The following is an 18,800-nucleotide window of genomic DNA, read 5'->3' on the forward strand; positions in this document are numbered from 1 at the left end:
CCTTTGGTTTTTGGTCGTACTTAAATTATAAGGTATTCGACTCACTGTGTCTTTTAAAACGATAAAAATTCCCCACTCCTTCAAAATGAAAGAGTGGGGGATTTTCTTTATTCAGAGACTAAGTTTTTTCCCAGCCCCTTTTTTTCTGCTAATGATAAAAACAATACCAAGTGAAGTGAGGGAAATGAGTGTTCCTTGCCATAAATAAGGAGTTTGATACTGTAATTTTATAGAATGGTAGCCAGGGTCAATATTTACCGCTAAAAGACTATCTAAAACTTCGAGTGTATCAACCTCTTTATCATCAACTTTTACTTTCCAACCGTTTGAATAGGGGATCGTGAACATTAATACCGGCTTAGTAGCATCTGCCATCACGCTACCTTCAATTTTTGTCTGAGAAAAAGAATCGATATCCAATTGATTCGATTTTGTTTCGGCTACTACACGCTCGAATTCTTTCTGATCAAACTGATATACTCTCAAATCATGGATAGTGAGTGATTCTTTTTTAAAATCAAACGTAAACTGTATGTGTTGGTCGTTAACTCCACTTGCGAGATTGATAACTTGATCATTACGGTATGTTTTATAATAGTTCAGTGGTTGACCGTCCAGCTTTAAGTCAGCTACGTCTTTATCGATTTTTGAATCAAGAACCAGATAATAAGGGTCCTTAGATTTAGTAGTCAATTGAATTTCTAAGCTGGCGTCTTCATTCGTATCTTTCTTCGTATAAGTTCTATTTAAATCACTGCTCTGGCTAGAACGGATATTAGTTGTTATAAGAGTATTAATTGGAACCTCTGCGTAGAAGGGCTGAAAAACAGAACTCACGCTTAAGGCCTCTAGAATTTTTTCTTGATTTTCTATCGGTCGACTATTTTCTAGGTTAGTAGATAATATTTTTTCAGGGGCTGTAAACCCTAGAGATAAGGCATATGGATTTTGATAAGTTTTGGTCCGAAATGCTTCCGACATTAATTGGTAGTGTGTAAGGTCAGGTCGATTTGCATTTGCACGTAAATCATAAAAATGCTCTGTATTTTGGATGGTTTCTGGCAATGGTTTATTTTCAATCATATAGCGAATACCAAAAAAAGCGTCCGTAAACAAAGTTCCTGATGAATAGGAGATCACAAAGGAGCTATCCGGAAAACCCAAGCGTCCGAATAAACCTGGTGTTTCGGTTTCAAAAGTCGAGCTAAAATGTGATGCACTTGGGTAATGCGCTTGAAAGCTATCATTTTTAGAACGCTGGAACACTTTTTCAATACGATAGAAATCATCTTCAGGTGGACGTATATCTGCAAGCATAGTGTTTAAAACACTCTGATAATCATTGAAGGGTGCCATATCGACATAGCTAAGTCGTGTTAAATCAATTGCCGCATTCGCACTCATTTCTACTATTGTGACCAATAATAAAAGTCCCGGTAACCAATTATATTCAGTCTCCCTTAGTAAAAATAAAACAAGAACAAAAACAAGTAAAAGAACTGTTGCTAGTACTTGAAGTGGGGTTAGAAATGAAAAATCTTTCTTTAGAACATATAAGGCGCTAGCTGTTTGCAAAAATAATAAGGTAATAGCAAACCAAAGTGGAAAATGTAATGTCTTATTCAGACTTCTAAAACCGTTTAAAATAAAAAAGAAACAGACAAGAAAAGAAAAACGGTACGGATACCAGGCTGGGTTTTGGAAAGCATGCCAAACCTTATTGAGAAAATCAACATTCATACTGAAAAAGAAAAAAATTGTCAAGAGGGTAGCAGTTAAGCGTTCTTTCCAAGAAAACTTTTTATTAACTAAGTAATATAGGAAGCTAATAATAGCCACGGTTCCAACAAATAAATTTGGATGGCCACTTGGCATTTGGTCAAAATTAAAAGAACCAATATAAAATTTTGACAAAACCTCTAGGAAAGGGTACTTTAGTCCCCAATCTAATATTTCGCTTGTATGACTGGCCTTTCCTCCTAGAAGGGATACGAAGTTAGGCAGAAGTGAAAAGGCTGCTAGACCGCCTGCAAGTAGAGAATAGCCAGTGAATTTTAAAAAACGATTAATATAGAAGCGAATGGTCTGTGAACGAGTAAAAAATTTAGTATGTGTCTGTTTAACTATTGCAAATACAAAGTAAAAAATGAGAAACAGACAGATCATATAGGTTAAATAATATTGGGAGAATAAAGCAAGCCCTAAAATTAAACTATAAAAAACGCCACTCTCACCATCAATTATTTTTTCGAGCCCCAATATGATAAGGGGAAGGAAAATAAGACTATCTAACCACATGATATGTAGCTGATTGACAATTATAAATCCCATAAGTGCATAAGAAAGTGAAAAAATAGGAACGAGTAAATCTTTTCCTTCGAATTTTTTTATCAATAAGTAAGCAAATGATAAACCTGATAAGGCAATTTTAATTAATAATAAAACAGTTACCCCTACCGGTAAAAAACGCTGCGGGAATAATAGCATGATTAAATTAAAAGGACTATTTAAATAATAAGACCATAAACCGGTCATTTCACCGCCAATTCCTTTAGAGAAAGAATAAAAGAGTGCTTGCGGTTCATGTAATAAAGTGTGGCGATAATAGCTTAAAAAATCAACATATTGCTGGCCCAAGTCAATTGTCAATAGTGTCTCTTTTCCAAAGGGGTAAACACCCATAGCTATATAAATAATAGTCATAATAAAAAAAGGTAAAAGAAAGGCTAGTATTAATAAAAATTTATGTGAATAGATTTGTTTTTTAGATGAAGACATATAAAGTTTCCTCCCTTACCAGTGTTAGTCTTTTAATAAAATACCATAGTTAAGAAAGTAATGCATTTCTGACTGGCCGTTGAATTAGCACTTTTTTTTGTTATAATAGGTTATTGAATGTGAAGGAACAAGAGGTGTAAACAGTGAACAAGAAAAATCACGAATTTAAAAAAAATAAATCTCATATTCCCTTTCGATTGAATCTCTTATTTTTTATTGTATTTGTTCTCTTCTCAACCATTATTATTAGGTTAGGATATTTACAAATTATTAGAGGCGAGGAATTCGAAGCAATTGTTAGAAGAACAGAGACAACGCTAATTACGCAAACAGTTCCGCGGGGATTAATTTATGATCGAAATGGGAATGTGCTCGTCGGGAATGAAGCGCAACATGCAATTACCTATACCAGGGGAACCAACGACAGTGCTGCCTCGATGGCAGAGACAGCTTTGCAATTATCCGATATGATAGAGATTGATGACAGTGGATTGAGTGAAAGAGATAAAAAAGATTTTTGGGCTGCTTCTAATCGTGAGACTTTACTTGATCGATTAACTGAAGATGAAAAACTACTTTCCGGAAGCGAAGTTTATGAAGTGGAGCTAGCGAAAATAACTGAACAAGACATTGCCTTTTCAGAAAAGCAAATACAAGCGGCAGCCATTTTTAAAAAAATGAATGGTGCCACTGCATTAACCAATATAAATATAAAGAATGAAAATGTAACTGAAAAGGAATTAGCAACCGTAAGTGAAAACCTGGCACAATTGAAAGGTATCAATGTTTCAAAAGACTGGACACGTGTCTATCCAAACGGTTCCTTGTTAGCAACCATTTTTGGTGGCGTCACTTCAGAGAAAACAGGTATCCCAACCAATATGCTCGAAACTTACTTAGCGATGGGGTATGCACGTAATGATCGAGTAGGAGATGCTTATTTAGAGCAGGAATACGAAACGGTATTACGTGGGACTAAAGCGAGAATTGACACGGTTACCAATCAAGATGGAGAAGTTGTGACCACAACAGAAACTTATAAAGGTAAACCAGGTGATAATTTAGTCTTAACAGTTGATATCGAGTTTCAAAAACAAATTGAAACGATTGCGACAAATTTCTTAGAAAGTCGGATTGATCCTTGGAATGACCGAGTTTACATTGTAGCAATGGATCCCAATAATGGTGATATTATTGGGATGACGGGAAAGAAAATTAATGTAAATACAGGTGAAATTACTGATAGTGTTCATGGTGTTTTAAATGAGAACTTTATTGTTGGATCGAGCATCAAAGGAGCAACCGTTTTAGCAGGCTATATGTCAGGTGTGATTGACTTTGATAATAACGTTATGGTGGATGAACCAATCACATTTGAAGGTACAGAAAGAATCTCTTCTTTGTTTAACCGAAATGGCAGTGTCTCTTTAAACGACATTGGTGCTTTGGAAAAATCATCAAACATTTATATGATTAAAATTGCTTTAATGATTGGTGGCCAATATAATTTTGAAAATAATACCAAGATTGGTATTGACATGGACGATACACTTGCCCAGTTGAGAAGCTACTATTCACAATTTGGTCTTGGTGTTAAAACCGGTATTGATTTACCTTCCGAGTCTTCTGGAATATTAGGAATTCCCGATAATCCAGGGCTGGTTCTTGCCCAGTCTTACGGACAATTTGATAACTATACCCCCTTACAATTAGCTCAGTACGCTGCAACCATTGCTAATGGTGGAACTCGTTATGCGCCACGTTTAGTTAAAGAAATTAGAAGTTCAGATGAATTAGGTGGCTTGGGTCCTATTGAACTAGTGAAAGAACCTATTATTATGAATCAGGTTAATGTAAGTGCTGAAGCAATGGAACGTGTCCATGCTGGTTTTTGGGCAGTAACCCATGATCCAGGAACAGGTTCTTACAGAAATTTTGCTAACTATCCAGTAGGAGTAGCAGGCAAGACAGGTTCAGGGGAGTCTTTCTACCAGGGAGACGTTGATGAGATTTTGAATAGTCAAACGACTAATTCAACCTATGTTGCTTTTGCACCAGCGGATAAACCAGAAATTTCTGTTGCGGTAGTTGTCCCGTACATCCAATCAGATACTATTATACCGGCTGGAGATCTTGCTCGCGCAACTTTAGATGCTTATTTTGGATATAATTAAACAAGCAGGCTTACCCAATATAAAGGGCAAGCCTGCTTGTTTCATTATTTTACTCTTGTGTAATGAAGGTAGTAAAAATTTCTTGATAGGTCATGTCCTTGGTTAATTCATAAGTTCCAAAAGGAATACGACTTGCCAAGTTCTCTTTCTCTAGATAGGCTTGAGCCGCGTCAATATCATCGATAAGGTCTGCCTTATGGAGATTTTCAATGATAACTAAAGATGGTTCACCTTCTTTTATAGTAAATAAAATAGGTTTATCCGTCTTAGAATCAGTATCAGAACTGACCGATTCTTCTTTTGAACTTTCTTCAGGTCGCGATAGTGAAGATGCTGAAGACGATGCAACACTCTCACTCGTAGACTCTATAGATAATTCGGTAGTTGTTTCATTTTCGGTAATGCTCAAATTTGTTATATTAAAACCACTACTTTGTAATAGTTGGAAGGCCATTAGAAAGATGGCAGATAAAAAGAATCCCAAGGCCAGAAAACGTAATTTTTCTTTTTTCATGTCTAATCCTTTCTATCGCTATCGTCCATTGAATCTTGATGATTATCAATGACTAACTCAACGGTTGTTTCAGGTAATGTTAATTGGTCCGCAATCTCATCAAAAGTTTTGCCATTTTCATAGAGTTTTAAAACTTGTTTTTTGGTAATATCATTAACTTTTTTTACAGTAATTTCTTCATTCGGAGTACCAAGGTTTTTCTCGAGTTGAGTAATGCGTGTTTTTAGTGCCTGAATTTCTTCTGTCATTTGCAAGGTGTATTCAGCGACTTCAGCTAGAACACCATCATCATTATTATTAACAAAGAATGAAATAACTAAAAGAATAGATGATATCACTAATAAAAGTATAATAATTGGCCATAATTCCATATTTTCACCCCAATTCTTTAATGTTCATTCATCATTAACATTTTAATATGCCACATTACTTTGTGCAACCTCAACTTTTTCTTTTTATTATCTTGAATAAAGTGTATAATAAAATCAGTTGTTATTTAAGGCTGGCTTTTCAGCAAATAAAATGATACAATTCAGAATGCAAGAAGATGAGAGTCTTCAATTTTTTTATGTTTGGAGGTATAAACAATGAGAGTACACATTACATTAGAATGTACAGAATGTAAAGAACGTAATTATCTTTCTACTAAAAACAAACGTAACAATCCAGATCGTTTGGAAGTTAAAAAATACTGCCCACGTGAAAGAAAAGTTACCCTTCATCGTGAAGTTAAATAACAACAGGGCCTCCTGTTGTTTTTTTTATTAAAATAAAGAAAGGGGTTTCTTAATGCTGAAAAAAGATATTCGTCTTCAAGTATTAAAAGAGCTAAGAGAAATTCCACATGCCATTAGAAAAGAATATAATATAGATATACAAAATCAACTTTTTGCAAGCCAAGAGTGGAAACAAGCAAAACATATTGGTATTACCTTATCACGCTATCCTGAGGTGGACACGGAAGCCATTATCAAACAGGCGTGGGAAGAGGGTAAATCAGTTTCTATCCCTTACAGCACAACCGATAGAAAATTGTATTTCTACTTATACAAGCCTGATACGAAATTAGAATTGAGTAAGTTTGGTTTGTTAGAACCCACTGTTAAAACACATCCACAGCCCAAAGAAGCAATTGATTTATTAATTGTTCCTGGTGTTGTTTTTAATCAATCAGGATACCGGATTGGTTTTGGTGGCGGCTACTATGATCGTTATTTAAAAGATTACAACGGTAAAACAATTTCTTTAGCATATCCACTGCAAATTAAAAATGAAGTAGACAGGTTAATTGAAGGTCATGATGTGCCTATTGGAAAAATATTTCTTGCTGCTAAATAATGCGATTAAGGATGCAACAAGAAGGAGGCTTAAGAAGTGAAAAATTTAAATATTAACAAAAGTTTTCTTAAACAGAAACCAGTTATGACCTATTTATTCCTAGCCTTACAACTTTTCGTTTATGTTTTATTATCCTTGAACGGAGGGAGTACGAATACTTATACTCTCATTGCATTTGGAGCAAAATTTTCACCTGCAATTATCGCCGGTGAATGGTGGCGATTGGTCACACCCATTTTTATTCATATTGGATTTACACATATTCTTTTAAATAGTATTACCCTTTATTATTTAGGAAGTCAGATGGAATGGATTTTGGGTAGTTGGCGATTTGCTATTGTTTACTTATTAGGTGGTATTATGGGAAATACTATGAGCTTTGCTTTTTCTCCTTCAGTTTCTGCAGGAGCCAGTACTTCTCTGTTTGGACTTTTTGCCGCAGCAATTGTTTTGGGTAGGTTTTATCCCACTAACTACACAATTAGAAGTACAGCACAAGGGTTTGCTATCTTGATTGCTTTGAACTTTGTAAGTGGCATAATCTCTCCTGGAATTGATAATTGGGGTCATTTAGGTGGTGTATTAGGTGGAGGATTGGCTGCTATCCTTCTAGGCGTGCCAAGATTACGTGCGATTAATTTAAAAACTCGTACCATTGCAAGTCTCGCCTATATTATCTTATTTAGTTTGTTTGTCGTAATCGGAACTTTTTAGTTAGTTCATTTTAATTGAGGAGGGTTTCAAAATGTCAAAGAAAATCTTAGGAATTGATTTAGGTGGCACATCTATTAAATTTGCTATTCTAACAGAAGCAGGAGATATTCAACAAAAATGGAGTATTGAAACGAATATACTGGATGATGGGCAATTTATTGTTCCCGACATTATCGAATCAATTCAACATCATTTTTCCTTATATCAAATGACGGCAGAAGATTTTTTGGGAATTGGTATGGGGTCACCGGGAGCAGTTAATCGTGAAAAAGGGACAGTATATGGTGCCTATAATCTCAATTGGAGAGAATTAGTAGAAGTAAAAAAGCCGATTGAAGAAGCGATTGGTCTACCTTTTTACATCGATAATGATGCGAACGTAGCAGCACTGGGAGAAAAGTGGAAAGGTGCCGGCGCAGATGATGAAAATGTTGTTTTTGTAACCCTAGGAACAGGTGTAGGGGGTGGCGTTATTGCAAATGGAGAGCTCGTTCATGGTGTGGCAGAATCTGGTGGCGAGATTGGACATGTGACTGTTGATCCCAATGGTTTTGACTGTACATGCGGTAAAAAAGGCTGTCTGGAGACAGTTGCAAGTGCGTCTGGGGTTCTCAACTTGACGCGCAAGTTCTCAGAAGTATACGCAGGTGATTCGGTTCTAAAAAAGATGGTCGATGACGGAGAACAAATAACTTCTAAACAAGTCTTTGAACTTGCAAAAGAAAATGATGACTTAGCTGTTAAAGTTGTTGAGGAGTTTTCTTTCTTTCTCGGACTTGCTTGTAGTCACTTAGGAAATATTTTAAATCCACAATTTATAGTTATTGGTGGTGGTGTATCTGCAGCGGGAGAATTTCTTCTTGAAAAAGTTCGTAAAAATTTTGAACGATTTACTTTTCCTAATGTTCAAGAATCAACTAAAATCAAAGTTGCCAAACTTGGGAATGATGCCGGTGTAATAGGAGCAAGTTACCTTGTAAAAATGGGCAAGTAAGCTTTGTAGTTGGAACGACTGTTCCAACTTTTTTCTGTTCTTTAGTCAAAATATTAAAAAAGATAGAAAATAAACCAAAAGTTGTGTAGAATTAAGAAGTGATATTTATGGAAGGATGAGAAAATGTGAATTTGAGTGGACTTAATATATTAACGATTGTTTTATGGGCAGGATTAATTATTTATGGCATTTACCGTCTATACCGCTTTTTTGAAGGAAGACGCGCTTCAAAAGCTTTAGAATCAGATGAATTTCGTCAAGATATGCGTAAAGTTCAAGTCATTGATATTCGAGAAGCCCCAGAATTTGAAGCAGGACATATTCTAGGTGCACGTAATATTGCCTATACACAATTTAAAGATCGTTACCGTGAAATACGTAAAGACCAGCCTGTTTACCTTTATGATCAACGTAACGTTTTAACAGGTCGTGCAGCGGCAAGATTAAAAAAAGCAGGTTATACAAATATCTACACCTTAAAGGGTGGCTACGACAAATGGAATGGAAAAATTAAAAAAGGCCGTTAAATTTAACAGGAGGTTGGGACCAATGTCCCAACCTCCTGTTAAATTTTAAATTATAAGTTAGTTAATAAAGAGGCGAATAAAGAAATAACAATACCGCCAACCATCGCAAAGACCATAAGCCAAATAATAAATTTTGAAATTTTATTGAATTTTGAGGATGACGAACTTGATTTTTTATCCAAACGTATTCCCACCTTTTTTTATATCATTGTTAAGTTTACAAGAAAAAGAAGCGTTTGTAAACATTGTTCCCAATAAATAAGTTAAGTAGAAAAGATTACTTTTCATTTTCATGAATTTTTGATAGGATAACAATTAGATAAACATGTGTCTAGTATGAAGGGAGTCTTAAATATGACCAAGCAAGAAATTGGTGTTGTAGGAATGGCTGTTATGGGTAAGAACCTAGCATTAAACATTGAGAGCAGAGGATATTCTGTTTCAATCTACAACCGAACTGGATCGAAAACAGAAGAAGTAATGAAGGAAAACCCTGATAAAAAATTAGTTCCTACGTATACGATTGAAGAGTTTGTGGCGTCGCTAGAAACGCCTAGACGTATTTTATTGATGGTAAAAGCGGGTGCTCCAACTGATTTAACAATCCAAGCTTTGCTACCCCATTTGGATAAAGGAGATGTTTTGATAGATGGAGGAAATACCTTCTATCAAGAAACCATTCGTCGCAACAAAGAACTTGAAAATTCAGGTATTAACTTTATCGGAACAGGGGTTTCAGGTGGAGAAGAAGGCGCGCTGAAAGGACCTTCCATAATGCCTGGTGGGCAAAAAGAAGCATATGAATTAGTGGAACCGATTTTAAAAGAAATTGCTGCTAAAGCAGACGATGGAACACCATGTGTCATTTATATCGGAAGTGACGGAGCAGGTCACTATGTAAAAATGGTCCATAATGGTATTGAATATGGCGATATGCAACTCATTGCCGAGTCCTATGATTTAATGCGCCATTTTCTAAACATGAGTGTAGAAGAAATAGCAGCTGTTTTTAAAGAATGGAATGCAGGAGAACTAGACAGCTATCTTATTGATATAACGGCTGATATCTTAACAAAGTATGATCCAGAAACAGGTAAACCAATGGTTGACGTTATTCTTGACCGTGCTGGTAATAAAGGTACAGGCAAGTGGACTTCTCAAAGTGCACTTGATTTAGGAGTGCCATTACCATTAATTACAGAGTCTGTTTTTGCACGCTTCATTTCCGCACTAAAGGCAGAGCGAATCATGGCAAGTAAAATACTTCCTAAAGTTGAGGGAGAGTTCCCTACCGTCGATCGTGAACAGTTCTTAGAAAATATTCGTCAAGCATTATATTTTAGTAAGATTATGAGCTATGCCCAAGGATTTTCACAAATGCGTATAGCAAGCGAAGAAAATAACTGGAATCTTGAATATGGTGAGATTGCTAAAATATGGCGCGCAGGTTGTATCATCCGTGCAGGTTTCTTGCAAAATATTACAGATGCTTATGCTAAAAAACCTGACTTAAGTAATTTATTGCTAGATGATTATTTTGTGGATATAACAAAAAAATATCACCAGTCAGTGCGTAAGGTTGTTGCAACAGCAGTAACATCAGGAATTCCTGTTCCAACTTTTTCTTCTGCTATTGCTTACTTCGACTCTTATCGAGCTGAAACACTGCCAGCAAATATTATTCAAGCACAACGAGACTACTTTGGTGCTCATACATATGAACGAACTGATAAACCAGGAAACTATCATTTTGAATGGGATACTGAAGTAGAAACACTTCAAGATTAACAACAAGCATGAAGCAGGAGATGGCCAAGTCGTCTGCTGCTTTTTATATTTTTACTATTGCAATACGCTTTTAGTAGGAAATGTGTTAAAATAAGAAAAGAATTTGATTATAAAAAGAATACATGACAATTAAAGTAATAAAAGGAGACGCCTATGGAAAAAAATGGAAAACAACGAATATTGATTATAGAAGATGAAAAAAATTTAGCACGCTTTATTGAATTGGAATTAAAGCATGAGGGGTTTGAAACACAAACATGTGAAAACGGTCGGACTGGTTTAGAAGCGGCACTTAGTTCAGATTGGGATCTTATTCTACTAGATTTGATGTTACCAGAACTAAATGGGATTGAAGTTTGTCGCCGTCTTCGCCCCGTCAAGAATGTACCAATTATTATTATGACTGCACGCGATTCAGTAATTGACCGTGTGTCGGGATTAGACCATGGCGCAGATGACTATATTGTCAAACCTTTTGCTATTGAAGAACTATTGGCTCGTATTCGTGCATTATTACGTCGAATTGATATTGAAGAAGAACAACGTAAAGTCAAACAAACAACTGTCTCTTATCGTGATCTCGTTATTGAAAAAGAAAATCGCATTGTTAAACGAGGTGACGAACAAATTGAATTAACTAAGCGTGAGTACGAGTTACTCTTAATCCTAATGGAAAATATCAATATTGTTTTATCACGGCAAGTTCTTTTGAACAAAGTATGGGGTTACAAGTCTGAGGTAGAAACAAATGTCGTTGACGTTTATATCCGTTATTTGCGTAATAAAATCGATGTTCCTGATAAAGACAGCTACATCCAAACTGTCCGTGGAACAGGATATGTCATGCGCTCATCCAATTAGGAAATGATAGGTGACAGTTATGCTAAATAAGAAAAAAGGAAACCCTAAATCCATCCGGTGGAAATGGGGTTTTCGTTTAACAATTGCATTTTTTTTACTAGTTGTATTAACGGCTACGGTCTTATTAAACGGGTTTAGAGATAAACTTTACGAGCAAGAAAAAGAAAATGCACGCGTTTTCGTTAGTCGGATTTCAGAAACGTTTGGACAAGTAAACACACGTCTTACCGCACAAAACGTAGAGAGTTTGATTGAAAAGATTAATGTGTCCACCACTACAAGAGGACTAGTACGAGTTAATAATATACCTTATATTGACGCATTAAGGGAGCAAGGAATTGTTATCCGTGTGTTTAATCCAAAAGGAGAGCTTCTCTACCAAACACGACAAAATAATTCTAACTTTGCAAGACCATCAGGTTTTTATTTATTAGAAACACCCTTTAATGGAAAAGAGGGTTTTACCGGTGGAGATACAATCGTGAGCGAAAATGAGGGTGTTTTAAATGGATACGTTCAAGTATTCTTTCGTCTTTACGATTATCATGACATAGTTGCTTCAGCCAATAAGTTAGTTTTTATTATTATACTAACTGGTTTTTTTATATCGGCAGCATTAGGATATGGGTTTGCGCAAATATTCTTTCGTCCTATTAAACAAATGACTGATACTATGACAGAAATTACCGAAGATAATCTATCGCAAACGCGTATCCGTATGAAAAAAATTGGGAGTGAAGATGAGTTGAGTGACTTGTCTTTTCAAATCAACCATTTATTGGATAAAATGGCTACTTATGTGACACAGCAAAAACAATTTGTAGAAGATGTTTCACATGAATTACGGACTCCAACGGCAATTGTAGAAGGTCACTTAAAGTTATTAAATCGGTGGGGAAAAGATGATCCGCAAGTATTAGATGAATCACTTGCAGCGTCATTAAATGAAATAACGCGTATGAAAACGCTCGTACAAGAGATGTTAGATTTATCACGAGCCGAGCAAGTACAAACGCACTATCATAGCGAAGTAACGCCCGTTGTAGACGTCATATCGCAAATATTTCATAACTTTAAAATACTTTATCCAGATTTCACTTTTTATTTCGATAACGATTTATCTAAAGAACGAGAAATTCAAATTTATAGAAATCACTTAGAACAAATATTGGTGATATTATTAGATAATGCCGTTAAATATTCAACAACACGAAAAGAAATCCACATTTCTATTTCAGAAACATTAATGAAAATTCAAATTGCTATTCAAGATTTCGGTGAAGGCATGTCACGAGAAGACCAGGAGAAAGTATTTAATCGTTTTTATCGGATTGATAAAGCCCGTTCACGCGAAAAAGGGGGACACGGGCTAGGACTGTCAATTGCTAAAGAGCTAATTGAAGGTTACAAAGGCGATATCTCTGTTGAGAGCGCTTTGGGCCACGGAACTGTATTTCGTATTCAATTACCATTTATAAGTGATGAAATAGATGAAAAAAATATGTTGGACAACCAACTATAAGATAATAAAAGGGCCACTCTCCAAAAGAGTGGCCCTTTTATTATCTTAGTAATCGTTTATTTTCGTTGTTGTTTTCCAGCATTACGGTTACGCTTTTTGCTTTTATTGGCGTACTCTTGTGAAGAGGATAGTGTTTTTACTTCCGTTTTTGGTGCTGGTTTTACTTTTTTGATTGGGCGTTTAATTGGATTTTTTGTCATTTCTTCTGAAACTTGTGACTTAACACGCGGTTTAATCAACTTGTTTTGTAAGTAGGTTTGACCAATTGCGAATAAACCACCTGCAAACCAGTAAAGAGCCAACCCAGCAGGTGAAGACCATGAGAAGAATAAAATCATCAATGGGCTCATCAGAGTCATTGTTTTCATTTGTTGTCGTTGTGCTTCTGGCATGTCAAGCATCGATATTTTACTTTGAATATAGTAAGAGATACCAGCTAAGATAGCGAGTAGAGCACTTGGTTCACCTAAATTAATACCTAAAAAAGTACTTTGAGAAATTTCAGGTGTTAAGTTAACAGCTTGATACATTGACGTAAAAATTGGCATTTGGATGAGAAGGGGTAAACAACCAATCCCACCTGTCATACTAATATTATTATCTTTATAAAGGGCCATCATTTCTTGAGAAATTTCTGCTTTTTCTTCCTGATTTGTTGCTTCTTTTTGACGACGCTGAATATCGTCTAAATCAGGTTTGATATACTTCATTTTTTCTTGCTGAATCATGGATTTACGCATTTGACTAAAGTTCAATGGCAAAATAATAATCCGGACAATGATGGTAATTACAATAATCGCAAGGCCATAATTTCCACCTAAGGATTCTGCCAACCAGACAATTGCCTTGCCAGTGGGAACAACAAGATATTCATAAATAAATCCAGTTGGATTTCGGTCGCTATCATACTGCATACAACCGGTTAGAAACGTAACGATTGCAAGCATTTGTGCAGAAAACAATAACTTTTTGCTTATTTTCATATCAACATTCCTTTTTCTAAATTTCAATCGCTTTTAACTATAGCGTACCGTTTCACTTATTTCAATGGCCTTTAGAATAAATAAGGAAAACTAAAGGAATTTAAGGATAAACTATTTTAAACGAATTGTAGTTAGGCAAATCATTTTCTGTAGTCACCGTCACATCATCTATTACGGCGAAGGAAGGCTTTTTATTTTTTAACTGTGAGACAAAGGTTTGTAAATCTTCTTTATTAGAAGAAGCATGAATTAAAACAGAACCATCTGATTGATTTTCTACTGTTCCTAAGATGCCTATTTGATCAGCTAAAGTTTTTGTATGGTAACGAAAGCCAACACCCTGAACTTTCCCTTGGACAACTATTTTTACATTTTCCATATTAAGGCTCCTTTCGAAAGCTAAAAATTTTATTCTTCCTTTCTTATTTGTTATATTTCTAGTGTACCGACTTATAGAATACGCGTCAATTTTAATCCTAGTGAAATGAGGGAATTTTATGTATCAAGTTATTACAATGAAAGGCGAATATGAACCTTGGTGGTTCTTTGATAATTGGGAATTATTAATTGAAAGGAACGAATCCTTTCCTAAATTTGAACAAGCACTTCAAGTTTATGAAGAAAAACTAGCCGTCTTATCTAAGAAATATCCAAATAGAAAAACAAAGGAACCATATCTAACAGCTTTTTGGACTAAGGAAGAAGCTACTTATTGCGAGTCATGCTCAGATGATTTACAAATATACCATGGGTTAATTTTATTAAAAGATAATAAAAGAATCAGTTAAGGTGGTTTACAGTATTTCCTCAAGGAATGCTGTTTTTTTAGTATCTTTGTAAATTTTAAGGAATCCTCTATAAACATGTTATAATGTCATATAGTGTATATGATTTTATTAGAAATGAGTGAGCGTTATGGCAAGACAAAAAACTACAAAGAGAAAATTGAATCGGCCTAGAAAAAAAACGAGTCGAATGTCTTATGAATTAATAGGCATTTTATTCGTATTTGCAGCAGTTTTAGGAATAAGTCACCTAGGTTTTATCGGGATATTAGTTGCGAATTTTTTCCGGTTCTTTTTTGGAGAAGTCTATCAGATCCCTCTTTCTTTATTTGGTATCTATGGTCTATATTTACTCATAATAGGCAGGGAACCACGTATTAGAAAACGTTATTTATTTTCACTACTGATTATTTTAGCAGCAGGCATGCTACTATTACATGCTCTGACATTTAAACATGTCATCAATGATAACAGTTCATTGTTTCAAATAACGTTGCTGCGTTTTCTAGCTGATATGAATGCTGGCCTTATTTCAGGCATCATGGGCGGGGGAATGATTGGTGCTCTTTTATACACAGTGAGTCATTTTTTGTTTGCACAATGGGGAACCTACGTGATTGTAGCCATTCTACTATTTTGGGGTATTTGTATTGCTTTAGGTTTAACGACAAAGGATATTATGGATAAAATTCGAACGTTTACATTATATGTCATTCGTTCAATCAAACAGCTGTTAAGTCCTGTAGTTAGATTTGTTAAGTCTAAATTTGCTACAGCAAAAGAAAAATCACAAAAGAGTAAAACAGAGAATCCAGTTGTTGTAAATAACCATATGAATACTGAACGATCACAAGATTATACAGAAAATAAAAGTGTAAAGACTTCTTGGTTAGATAATGCTAAGAATAAAATAAATAAAGTAGCAAAAAATTTAGAAGAGGATACTGCTTTAAAAAATGAAAAAAACGAACAATTAACAATTGATAGTTATCAAACAGAAGAGTTATCACAATTAAAACTAGCAGTAGAAAAGGATGATTTATTAAACGATCAAAATGAGGAAATGGATAGTGAGGACGATAACGAAGGTGTGTTAAGTTTTGAAATAGAAGCAGAAGCTGAAAATCGAGATTATCAGTTACCTCCGGTTACTTTGCTTAAAGAATTACCTCCAACAGATCAATCAAATGAATACACAATTATCGAAAAAAATGTAAAAAAATTAGAAGATACCTTTTCTAGTTTTGGTGTTGATGCTAAAGTTCGTAAAGCAAATTTAGGTCCTTCAGTTACAAAGTATGAAATCCAACCTGCTGTGGGGGTAAAGGTTAGTAAAATTGTCAGCCTGTCTGATGACTTAGCGTTGGCCTTAGCAGCAAAAGATATCCGAATAGAGGCACCGATACCAGGGAAATCATTTATTGGTATTGAAGTGCCTAATAGTGAAGTAAGTACGGTTTCTTTTAGAAGTGTGATTGAGCGCCACTCCAATGCAGATAAATTATTAGAAGTTCCGCTAGGAAGAGATGTTTCTGGTTCTGTCCAATATGCGGATTTAACCAAAATGCCCCATCTTTTAATTGCCGGAGCAACTGGGAGTGGTAAGTCAGTAAGTATCAACGGTATTATTATTAGCATCTTAATGAAAGCTAAACCAAACGAAGTTAAAATGATGATGATTGACCCAAAAAAAGTAGAATTAAATGTTTATAATGGGGTACCGCATCTTTTAACACCAGTTGTTACGAACCCACGTAAAGCTGCTCAAGCGCTACATAAAGTGGTAGCAGAAATGGAAAGGCGCTATGAATTGTTTGCTGGAACAGGTATGCGAAATATTGATGGCTACAATGAGCTCGTCCTTGAACATAATATTGAAACAGGAGAAAACAATCCAAAACTACCTTATATTGTTGTAATAGTCGATGAACTAGCTGATTTAATGATGGTAGCAAGTAATGAGGTCGAAGATGCCATTACGCGTTTAGCTCAAATGGCACGAGCAGCTGGTATTCATATGATTTTAGCTACACAAAGACCTAGTGTGGACGTCATTACAGGAATTATTAAGGCAAATGTCCCATCCAGAATTGCGTTTGCAGTTTCGAGTTCAATTGATTCTCGAACGATATTAGACGGATCAGGCGCAGAAAAATTATTAGGACGCGGGGATATGTTGTACCGCCCTATGGGGGAGAATAAACCCAAACGTGTTCAAGGTGCCTATATTTCTGATTCTGAAGTGGAAAGGATTGTTACTTTTGTTAAAGAGCAGCAAGAACCCAATTATTCTGAAGAAATGATGAAACTCGATACAACACCGGTTCAAACAGATGAACCCGAAGATGAATACTTCCAACCAGCATTAGAATTTATTATTGATGAAGAATCCGCTAGTATTTCTAAGCTACAACGTCGATTTAGAATTGGCTACAACCGAGCTGCTCGGATTATAGACGATATGGAGGCGCGTGGTTACGTAGGGCCAGCAGACGGAAGTAAACCTAGAAAAGTGAATGTTACAAGTGATATGATAGAAGATAATTCGGATTCTACGGAGTTAATTTGATAGTAAGTGTTTTCAAAGAGACAAGTCATTAATGTAAAATGAAAATTAGATAATAATTAACTGAAGTATATTCCTTAATTTTTTTAAATGTGCTATTCTTTAACTAAGCGAGAGATGAACTTGCAAAAATAGAGTGAATTTACTCAAAATGGAGGGTTTATATTGAAAAACAAAAAATTAATCAGCTTACTAACGCTAGGAATGAGTGCCAGCGTATTACTTGCTGCATGTTCTAGCGAAGGAGAAGAAGTGTCATCTGGATCTGTCGAAACAGCAGGTGATGATTTTTCAGTCGCAATGGTTACAGATACAGGCGGCGTTGATGATAAGTCCTTTAACCAAAGTGCTTGGGAAGGTTTGAAAGCATGGGGTGAAGAAAATGGAAAAGAAAAAGGATTAAGTGGTTATGACTACTTCCAATCTGAAAATGAATCTGATTTCATTACACACTTTGCAACAGGTGCGAATAGCGGTTTTGATGTGATGTTTGGTGTTGGTTATCTTCTAAAAGATGCAATTCAAGAGTCTGCTAATAACTACCCAGATACTAAATTTGCTATCATTGACGATACAATTGAGGGTGAAAATACAACTTCTGTCTTATTTTATGATAACGAAGCGGCATTTTTAGCTGGTGTTGCAGCTGCTAAAACAACTAAAACTGACCATGTGGCCTTCGTAGGTGGTATGGAAAGTGTGGTAATTGACCGCTTTGAAGCAGGTTTTGTTGCTGGTGTTGAGCATGTAAACCCTGATATTGAAATTTCAGTTCAGTATGTAGGTAGTTTTGCAGATGCAGCACAAGCTAAATCAATTGCCAACGGCCTATACTCAAACGGCGCGGATATTATCTATCAAGCAGCTGGTAATGCTGGAAATGGTGTCTTCTCCGAAGCGCGTGATATTGTAACGGCTGATCCAAGTCGAGAAGTATATGTTATCGGTGTTGACCGTGACCAAGAAGAAGAAGGTAAGTTAGAAATTGATGGGGAAGTACGTGATTTAACTTTAACATCAACAGTTAAAGGTGTCGGAACTGCCGCTCAAGAGATTGCTAATAAAGCTTTGAATGGCGAATTTCCAGCTAATGAAACACAATTCCTTGGTTTGGCAGATAACGGTGTAAGCTTAACCGATGGTGTGCTAAGTGAAGAAGCACTTGAAGCAGTTAGAGAAGCAGAAGAAGCGATTATTAATGGTGAAATCGAAGTACCTGAATCACCTGCTGAATAATTAAATAACAATAGATAACA

18 protein-coding genes are annotated in these 18,800 nt (G+C 35.6%); 12 read left to right on the plus strand and 6 right to left on the minus strand.

Features of this window, described 5'->3' with window-relative positions:
• Positions 1 to 111: 111 nt before the first annotated feature.
• Positions 112 to 2,778 (minus strand): YfhO family protein, encoded by a 2,667-nt coding sequence (locus BW727_RS02985; protein ID WP_062472176.1) that lies wholly within the window; start codon positions 2,776 to 2,778, stop codon positions 112 to 114.
• A 143-nt stretch (positions 2,779 to 2,921) separates the two neighbouring features.
• Between BW727_RS02985 and BW727_RS02990 the strand changes: the two genes are divergently transcribed.
• Positions 2,922 to 4,952: a peptidoglycan D,D-transpeptidase FtsI family protein gene (locus tag BW727_RS02990; RefSeq protein WP_062472173.1), complete on the plus strand. Its 2,031-nt coding sequence runs from the start codon at positions 2,922 to 2,924 to the stop codon at positions 4,950 to 4,952.
• 49 nt (positions 4,953 to 5,001) lie between these two features.
• Here the strand turns inward: BW727_RS02990 and BW727_RS02995 are convergent, their stop codons facing one another.
• Both BW727_RS02995 and BW727_RS03000 read right to left on the minus strand, forming a co-directional pair.
• Positions 5,002 to 5,466 (minus strand): hypothetical protein, encoded by a 465-nt coding sequence (locus BW727_RS02995; RefSeq protein WP_062472170.1) that lies wholly within the window; start codon positions 5,464 to 5,466, stop codon positions 5,002 to 5,004.
• Between the two features lie 2 nt (positions 5,467 to 5,468).
• The gene (locus BW727_RS03000) at positions 5,469 to 5,837 is read right to left on the minus strand and encodes a hypothetical protein (RefSeq protein ID WP_062472166.1); all 369 of its coding nucleotides are present in this window, start codon (positions 5,835 to 5,837) and stop codon (positions 5,469 to 5,471) included.
• A gap of 216 nt (positions 5,838 to 6,053) precedes the next feature.
• On the opposite strand from BW727_RS03000, the gene rpmG reads away from it, so the two are divergent.
• From rpmG to BW727_RS03025, 5 genes are all read left to right on the plus strand, one after another.
• Positions 6,054 to 6,203 carry a 50S ribosomal protein L33 gene (rpmG, locus tag BW727_RS03005; protein WP_062472163.1) on the plus strand — a complete coding sequence of 50 codons (150 nt, stop codon included), beginning with the start codon at positions 6,054 to 6,056 and terminating at the stop codon, positions 6,201 to 6,203.
• Positions 6,204 to 6,255: 52 nt separating this feature from the next.
• Positions 6,256 to 6,804, plus strand: a complete 549-nt coding sequence (locus tag BW727_RS03010) for a 5-formyltetrahydrofolate cyclo-ligase (RefSeq protein ID WP_062472159.1) — start codon at positions 6,256 to 6,258, stop codon at positions 6,802 to 6,804.
• A 36-nt stretch (positions 6,805 to 6,840) separates the two neighbouring features.
• On the plus strand, positions 6,841 to 7,518 hold the full coding sequence (locus BW727_RS03015; RefSeq protein WP_227807217.1) for a rhomboid family intramembrane serine protease: 678 nt from the start codon (positions 6,841 to 6,843) through the stop codon (positions 7,516 to 7,518).
• A gap of 31 nt (positions 7,519 to 7,549) precedes the next feature.
• Positions 7,550 to 8,512, plus strand: coding sequence for an ROK family glucokinase (locus BW727_RS03020; protein ID WP_062472157.1), 963 nt, complete (start codon positions 7,550 to 7,552; stop codon positions 8,510 to 8,512).
• A gap of 125 nt (positions 8,513 to 8,637) precedes the next feature.
• A complete protein-coding gene (locus BW727_RS03025) occupies positions 8,638 to 9,039 on the plus strand; it encodes a rhodanese-like domain-containing protein (RefSeq protein ID WP_418268838.1) in 402 nt (133 codons plus the stop codon).
• Between the two features lie 50 nt (positions 9,040 to 9,089).
• On the opposite strand, the gene BW727_RS03030 is transcribed toward BW727_RS03025, so the two are convergent.
• The gene (locus BW727_RS03030; protein ID WP_077795717.1) at positions 9,090 to 9,233 is read right to left on the minus strand and encodes a DUF4044 domain-containing protein; all 144 of its coding nucleotides are present in this window, start codon (positions 9,231 to 9,233) and stop codon (positions 9,090 to 9,092) included.
• A 160-nt stretch (positions 9,234 to 9,393) separates the two neighbouring features.
• Between BW727_RS03030 and gndA the strand changes: the two genes are divergently transcribed.
• The 3 genes from gndA to BW727_RS03045 all read left to right on the plus strand — a co-directional run bounded on the left by gndA (position 9,394) and on the right by BW727_RS03045 (position 13,210).
• Entirely contained in the window at positions 9,394 to 10,827 is a 1,434-nt protein-coding gene (gndA, locus tag BW727_RS03035) for an NADP-dependent phosphogluconate dehydrogenase (protein ID WP_062472155.1), read from the plus strand.
• A gap of 153 nt (positions 10,828 to 10,980) precedes the next feature.
• Complete coding sequence (locus BW727_RS03040) at positions 10,981 to 11,688, plus strand: response regulator transcription factor (protein WP_062472153.1); 708 nt, start codon at positions 10,981 to 10,983, stop codon at positions 11,686 to 11,688.
• A gap of 19 nt (positions 11,689 to 11,707) precedes the next feature.
• Positions 11,708 to 13,210 carry a HAMP domain-containing sensor histidine kinase gene (locus BW727_RS03045; RefSeq protein WP_062472151.1) on the plus strand — a complete coding sequence of 501 codons (1,503 nt, stop codon included), beginning with the start codon at positions 11,708 to 11,710 and terminating at the stop codon, positions 13,208 to 13,210.
• Between the two features lie 56 nt (positions 13,211 to 13,266).
• On the opposite strand, the gene yidC is transcribed toward BW727_RS03045, so the two are convergent.
• Entirely contained in the window at positions 13,267 to 14,193 is a 927-nt protein-coding gene (gene yidC / locus BW727_RS03050) for a membrane protein insertase YidC (RefSeq protein ID WP_077795718.1), read from the minus strand.
• A 100-nt stretch (positions 14,194 to 14,293) separates the two neighbouring features.
• Positions 14,294 to 14,572, minus strand: a complete 279-nt coding sequence (locus tag BW727_RS03055; RefSeq protein ID WP_062472148.1) for an acylphosphatase — start codon at positions 14,570 to 14,572, stop codon at positions 14,294 to 14,296.
• 118 nt (positions 14,573 to 14,690) lie between these two features.
• Here BW727_RS03055 and BW727_RS03060 point away from each other — a divergent pair, with 118 nt between their 5' ends.
• From BW727_RS03060 to BW727_RS03070, 3 genes are all read left to right on the plus strand, one after another.
• Positions 14,691 to 14,981, plus strand: a complete 291-nt coding sequence (locus BW727_RS03060; protein WP_062472145.1) for a DUF1033 family protein — start codon at positions 14,691 to 14,693, stop codon at positions 14,979 to 14,981.
• Between the two features lie 127 nt (positions 14,982 to 15,108).
• Complete coding sequence (locus BW727_RS03065) at positions 15,109 to 17,547, plus strand: FtsK/SpoIIIE family DNA translocase (RefSeq protein WP_062472142.1); 2,439 nt, start codon at positions 15,109 to 15,111, stop codon at positions 17,545 to 17,547.
• 162 nt (positions 17,548 to 17,709) lie between these two features.
• Positions 17,710 to 18,780, plus strand: a complete 1,071-nt coding sequence (locus BW727_RS03070) for a BMP family lipoprotein (RefSeq protein WP_062472139.1) — start codon at positions 17,710 to 17,712, stop codon at positions 18,778 to 18,780.
• Positions 18,781 to 18,800 lie beyond the last annotated feature (20 nt).

This window comes from Jeotgalibaca dankookensis (assembly GCF_002005405.1).
Lineage (GTDB): Bacteria > Bacillota > Bacilli > Lactobacillales > Aerococcaceae > Jeotgalibaca > Jeotgalibaca dankookensis.

Coding starts and splice junctions, on each gene's coding strand:
- BW727_RS03010 (WP_062472159.1), top strand. CDS start 6,256: ATGCTGAAAAAAGATATTCGTCTTCAAGTATTAAAAGAGCTAAGAGAA.
- BW727_RS03020 (WP_062472157.1), top strand. CDS start 7,550: ATGTCAAAGAAAATCTTAGGAATTGATTTAGGTGGCACATCTATTAAA.
- BW727_RS03045 (WP_062472151.1), top strand. CDS start 11,708: ATGCTAAATAAGAAAAAAGGAAACCCTAAATCCATCCGGTGGAAATGG.
- gndA (WP_062472155.1), top strand. CDS start 9,394: ATGACCAAGCAAGAAATTGGTGTTGTAGGAATGGCTGTTATGGGTAAG.
- yidC (WP_077795718.1), bottom strand. CDS start 14,193: ATGAAAATAAGCAAAAAGTTATTGTTTTCTGCACAAATGCTTGCAATC.
- BW727_RS03055 (WP_062472148.1), bottom strand. CDS start 14,572: ATGGAAAATGTAAAAATAGTTGTCCAAGGGAAAGTTCAGGGTGTTGGC.
- BW727_RS03040 (WP_062472153.1), top strand. CDS start 10,981: ATGGAAAAAAATGGAAAACAACGAATATTGATTATAGAAGATGAAAAA.
- rpmG (WP_062472163.1), top strand. CDS start 6,054: ATGAGAGTACACATTACATTAGAATGTACAGAATGTAAAGAACGTAAT.
- BW727_RS02995 (WP_062472170.1), bottom strand. CDS start 5,466: ATGAAAAAAGAAAAATTACGTTTTCTGGCCTTGGGATTCTTTTTATCT.
- BW727_RS03060 (WP_062472145.1), top strand. CDS start 14,691: ATGTATCAAGTTATTACAATGAAAGGCGAATATGAACCTTGGTGGTTC.
- BW727_RS03065 (WP_062472142.1), top strand. CDS start 15,109: ATGGCAAGACAAAAAACTACAAAGAGAAAATTGAATCGGCCTAGAAAA.
- BW727_RS03000 (WP_062472166.1), bottom strand. CDS start 5,837: ATGGAATTATGGCCAATTATTATACTTTTATTAGTGATATCATCTATT.
- BW727_RS02985 (WP_062472176.1), bottom strand. CDS start 2,778: ATGTCTTCATCTAAAAAACAAATCTATTCACATAAATTTTTATTAATA.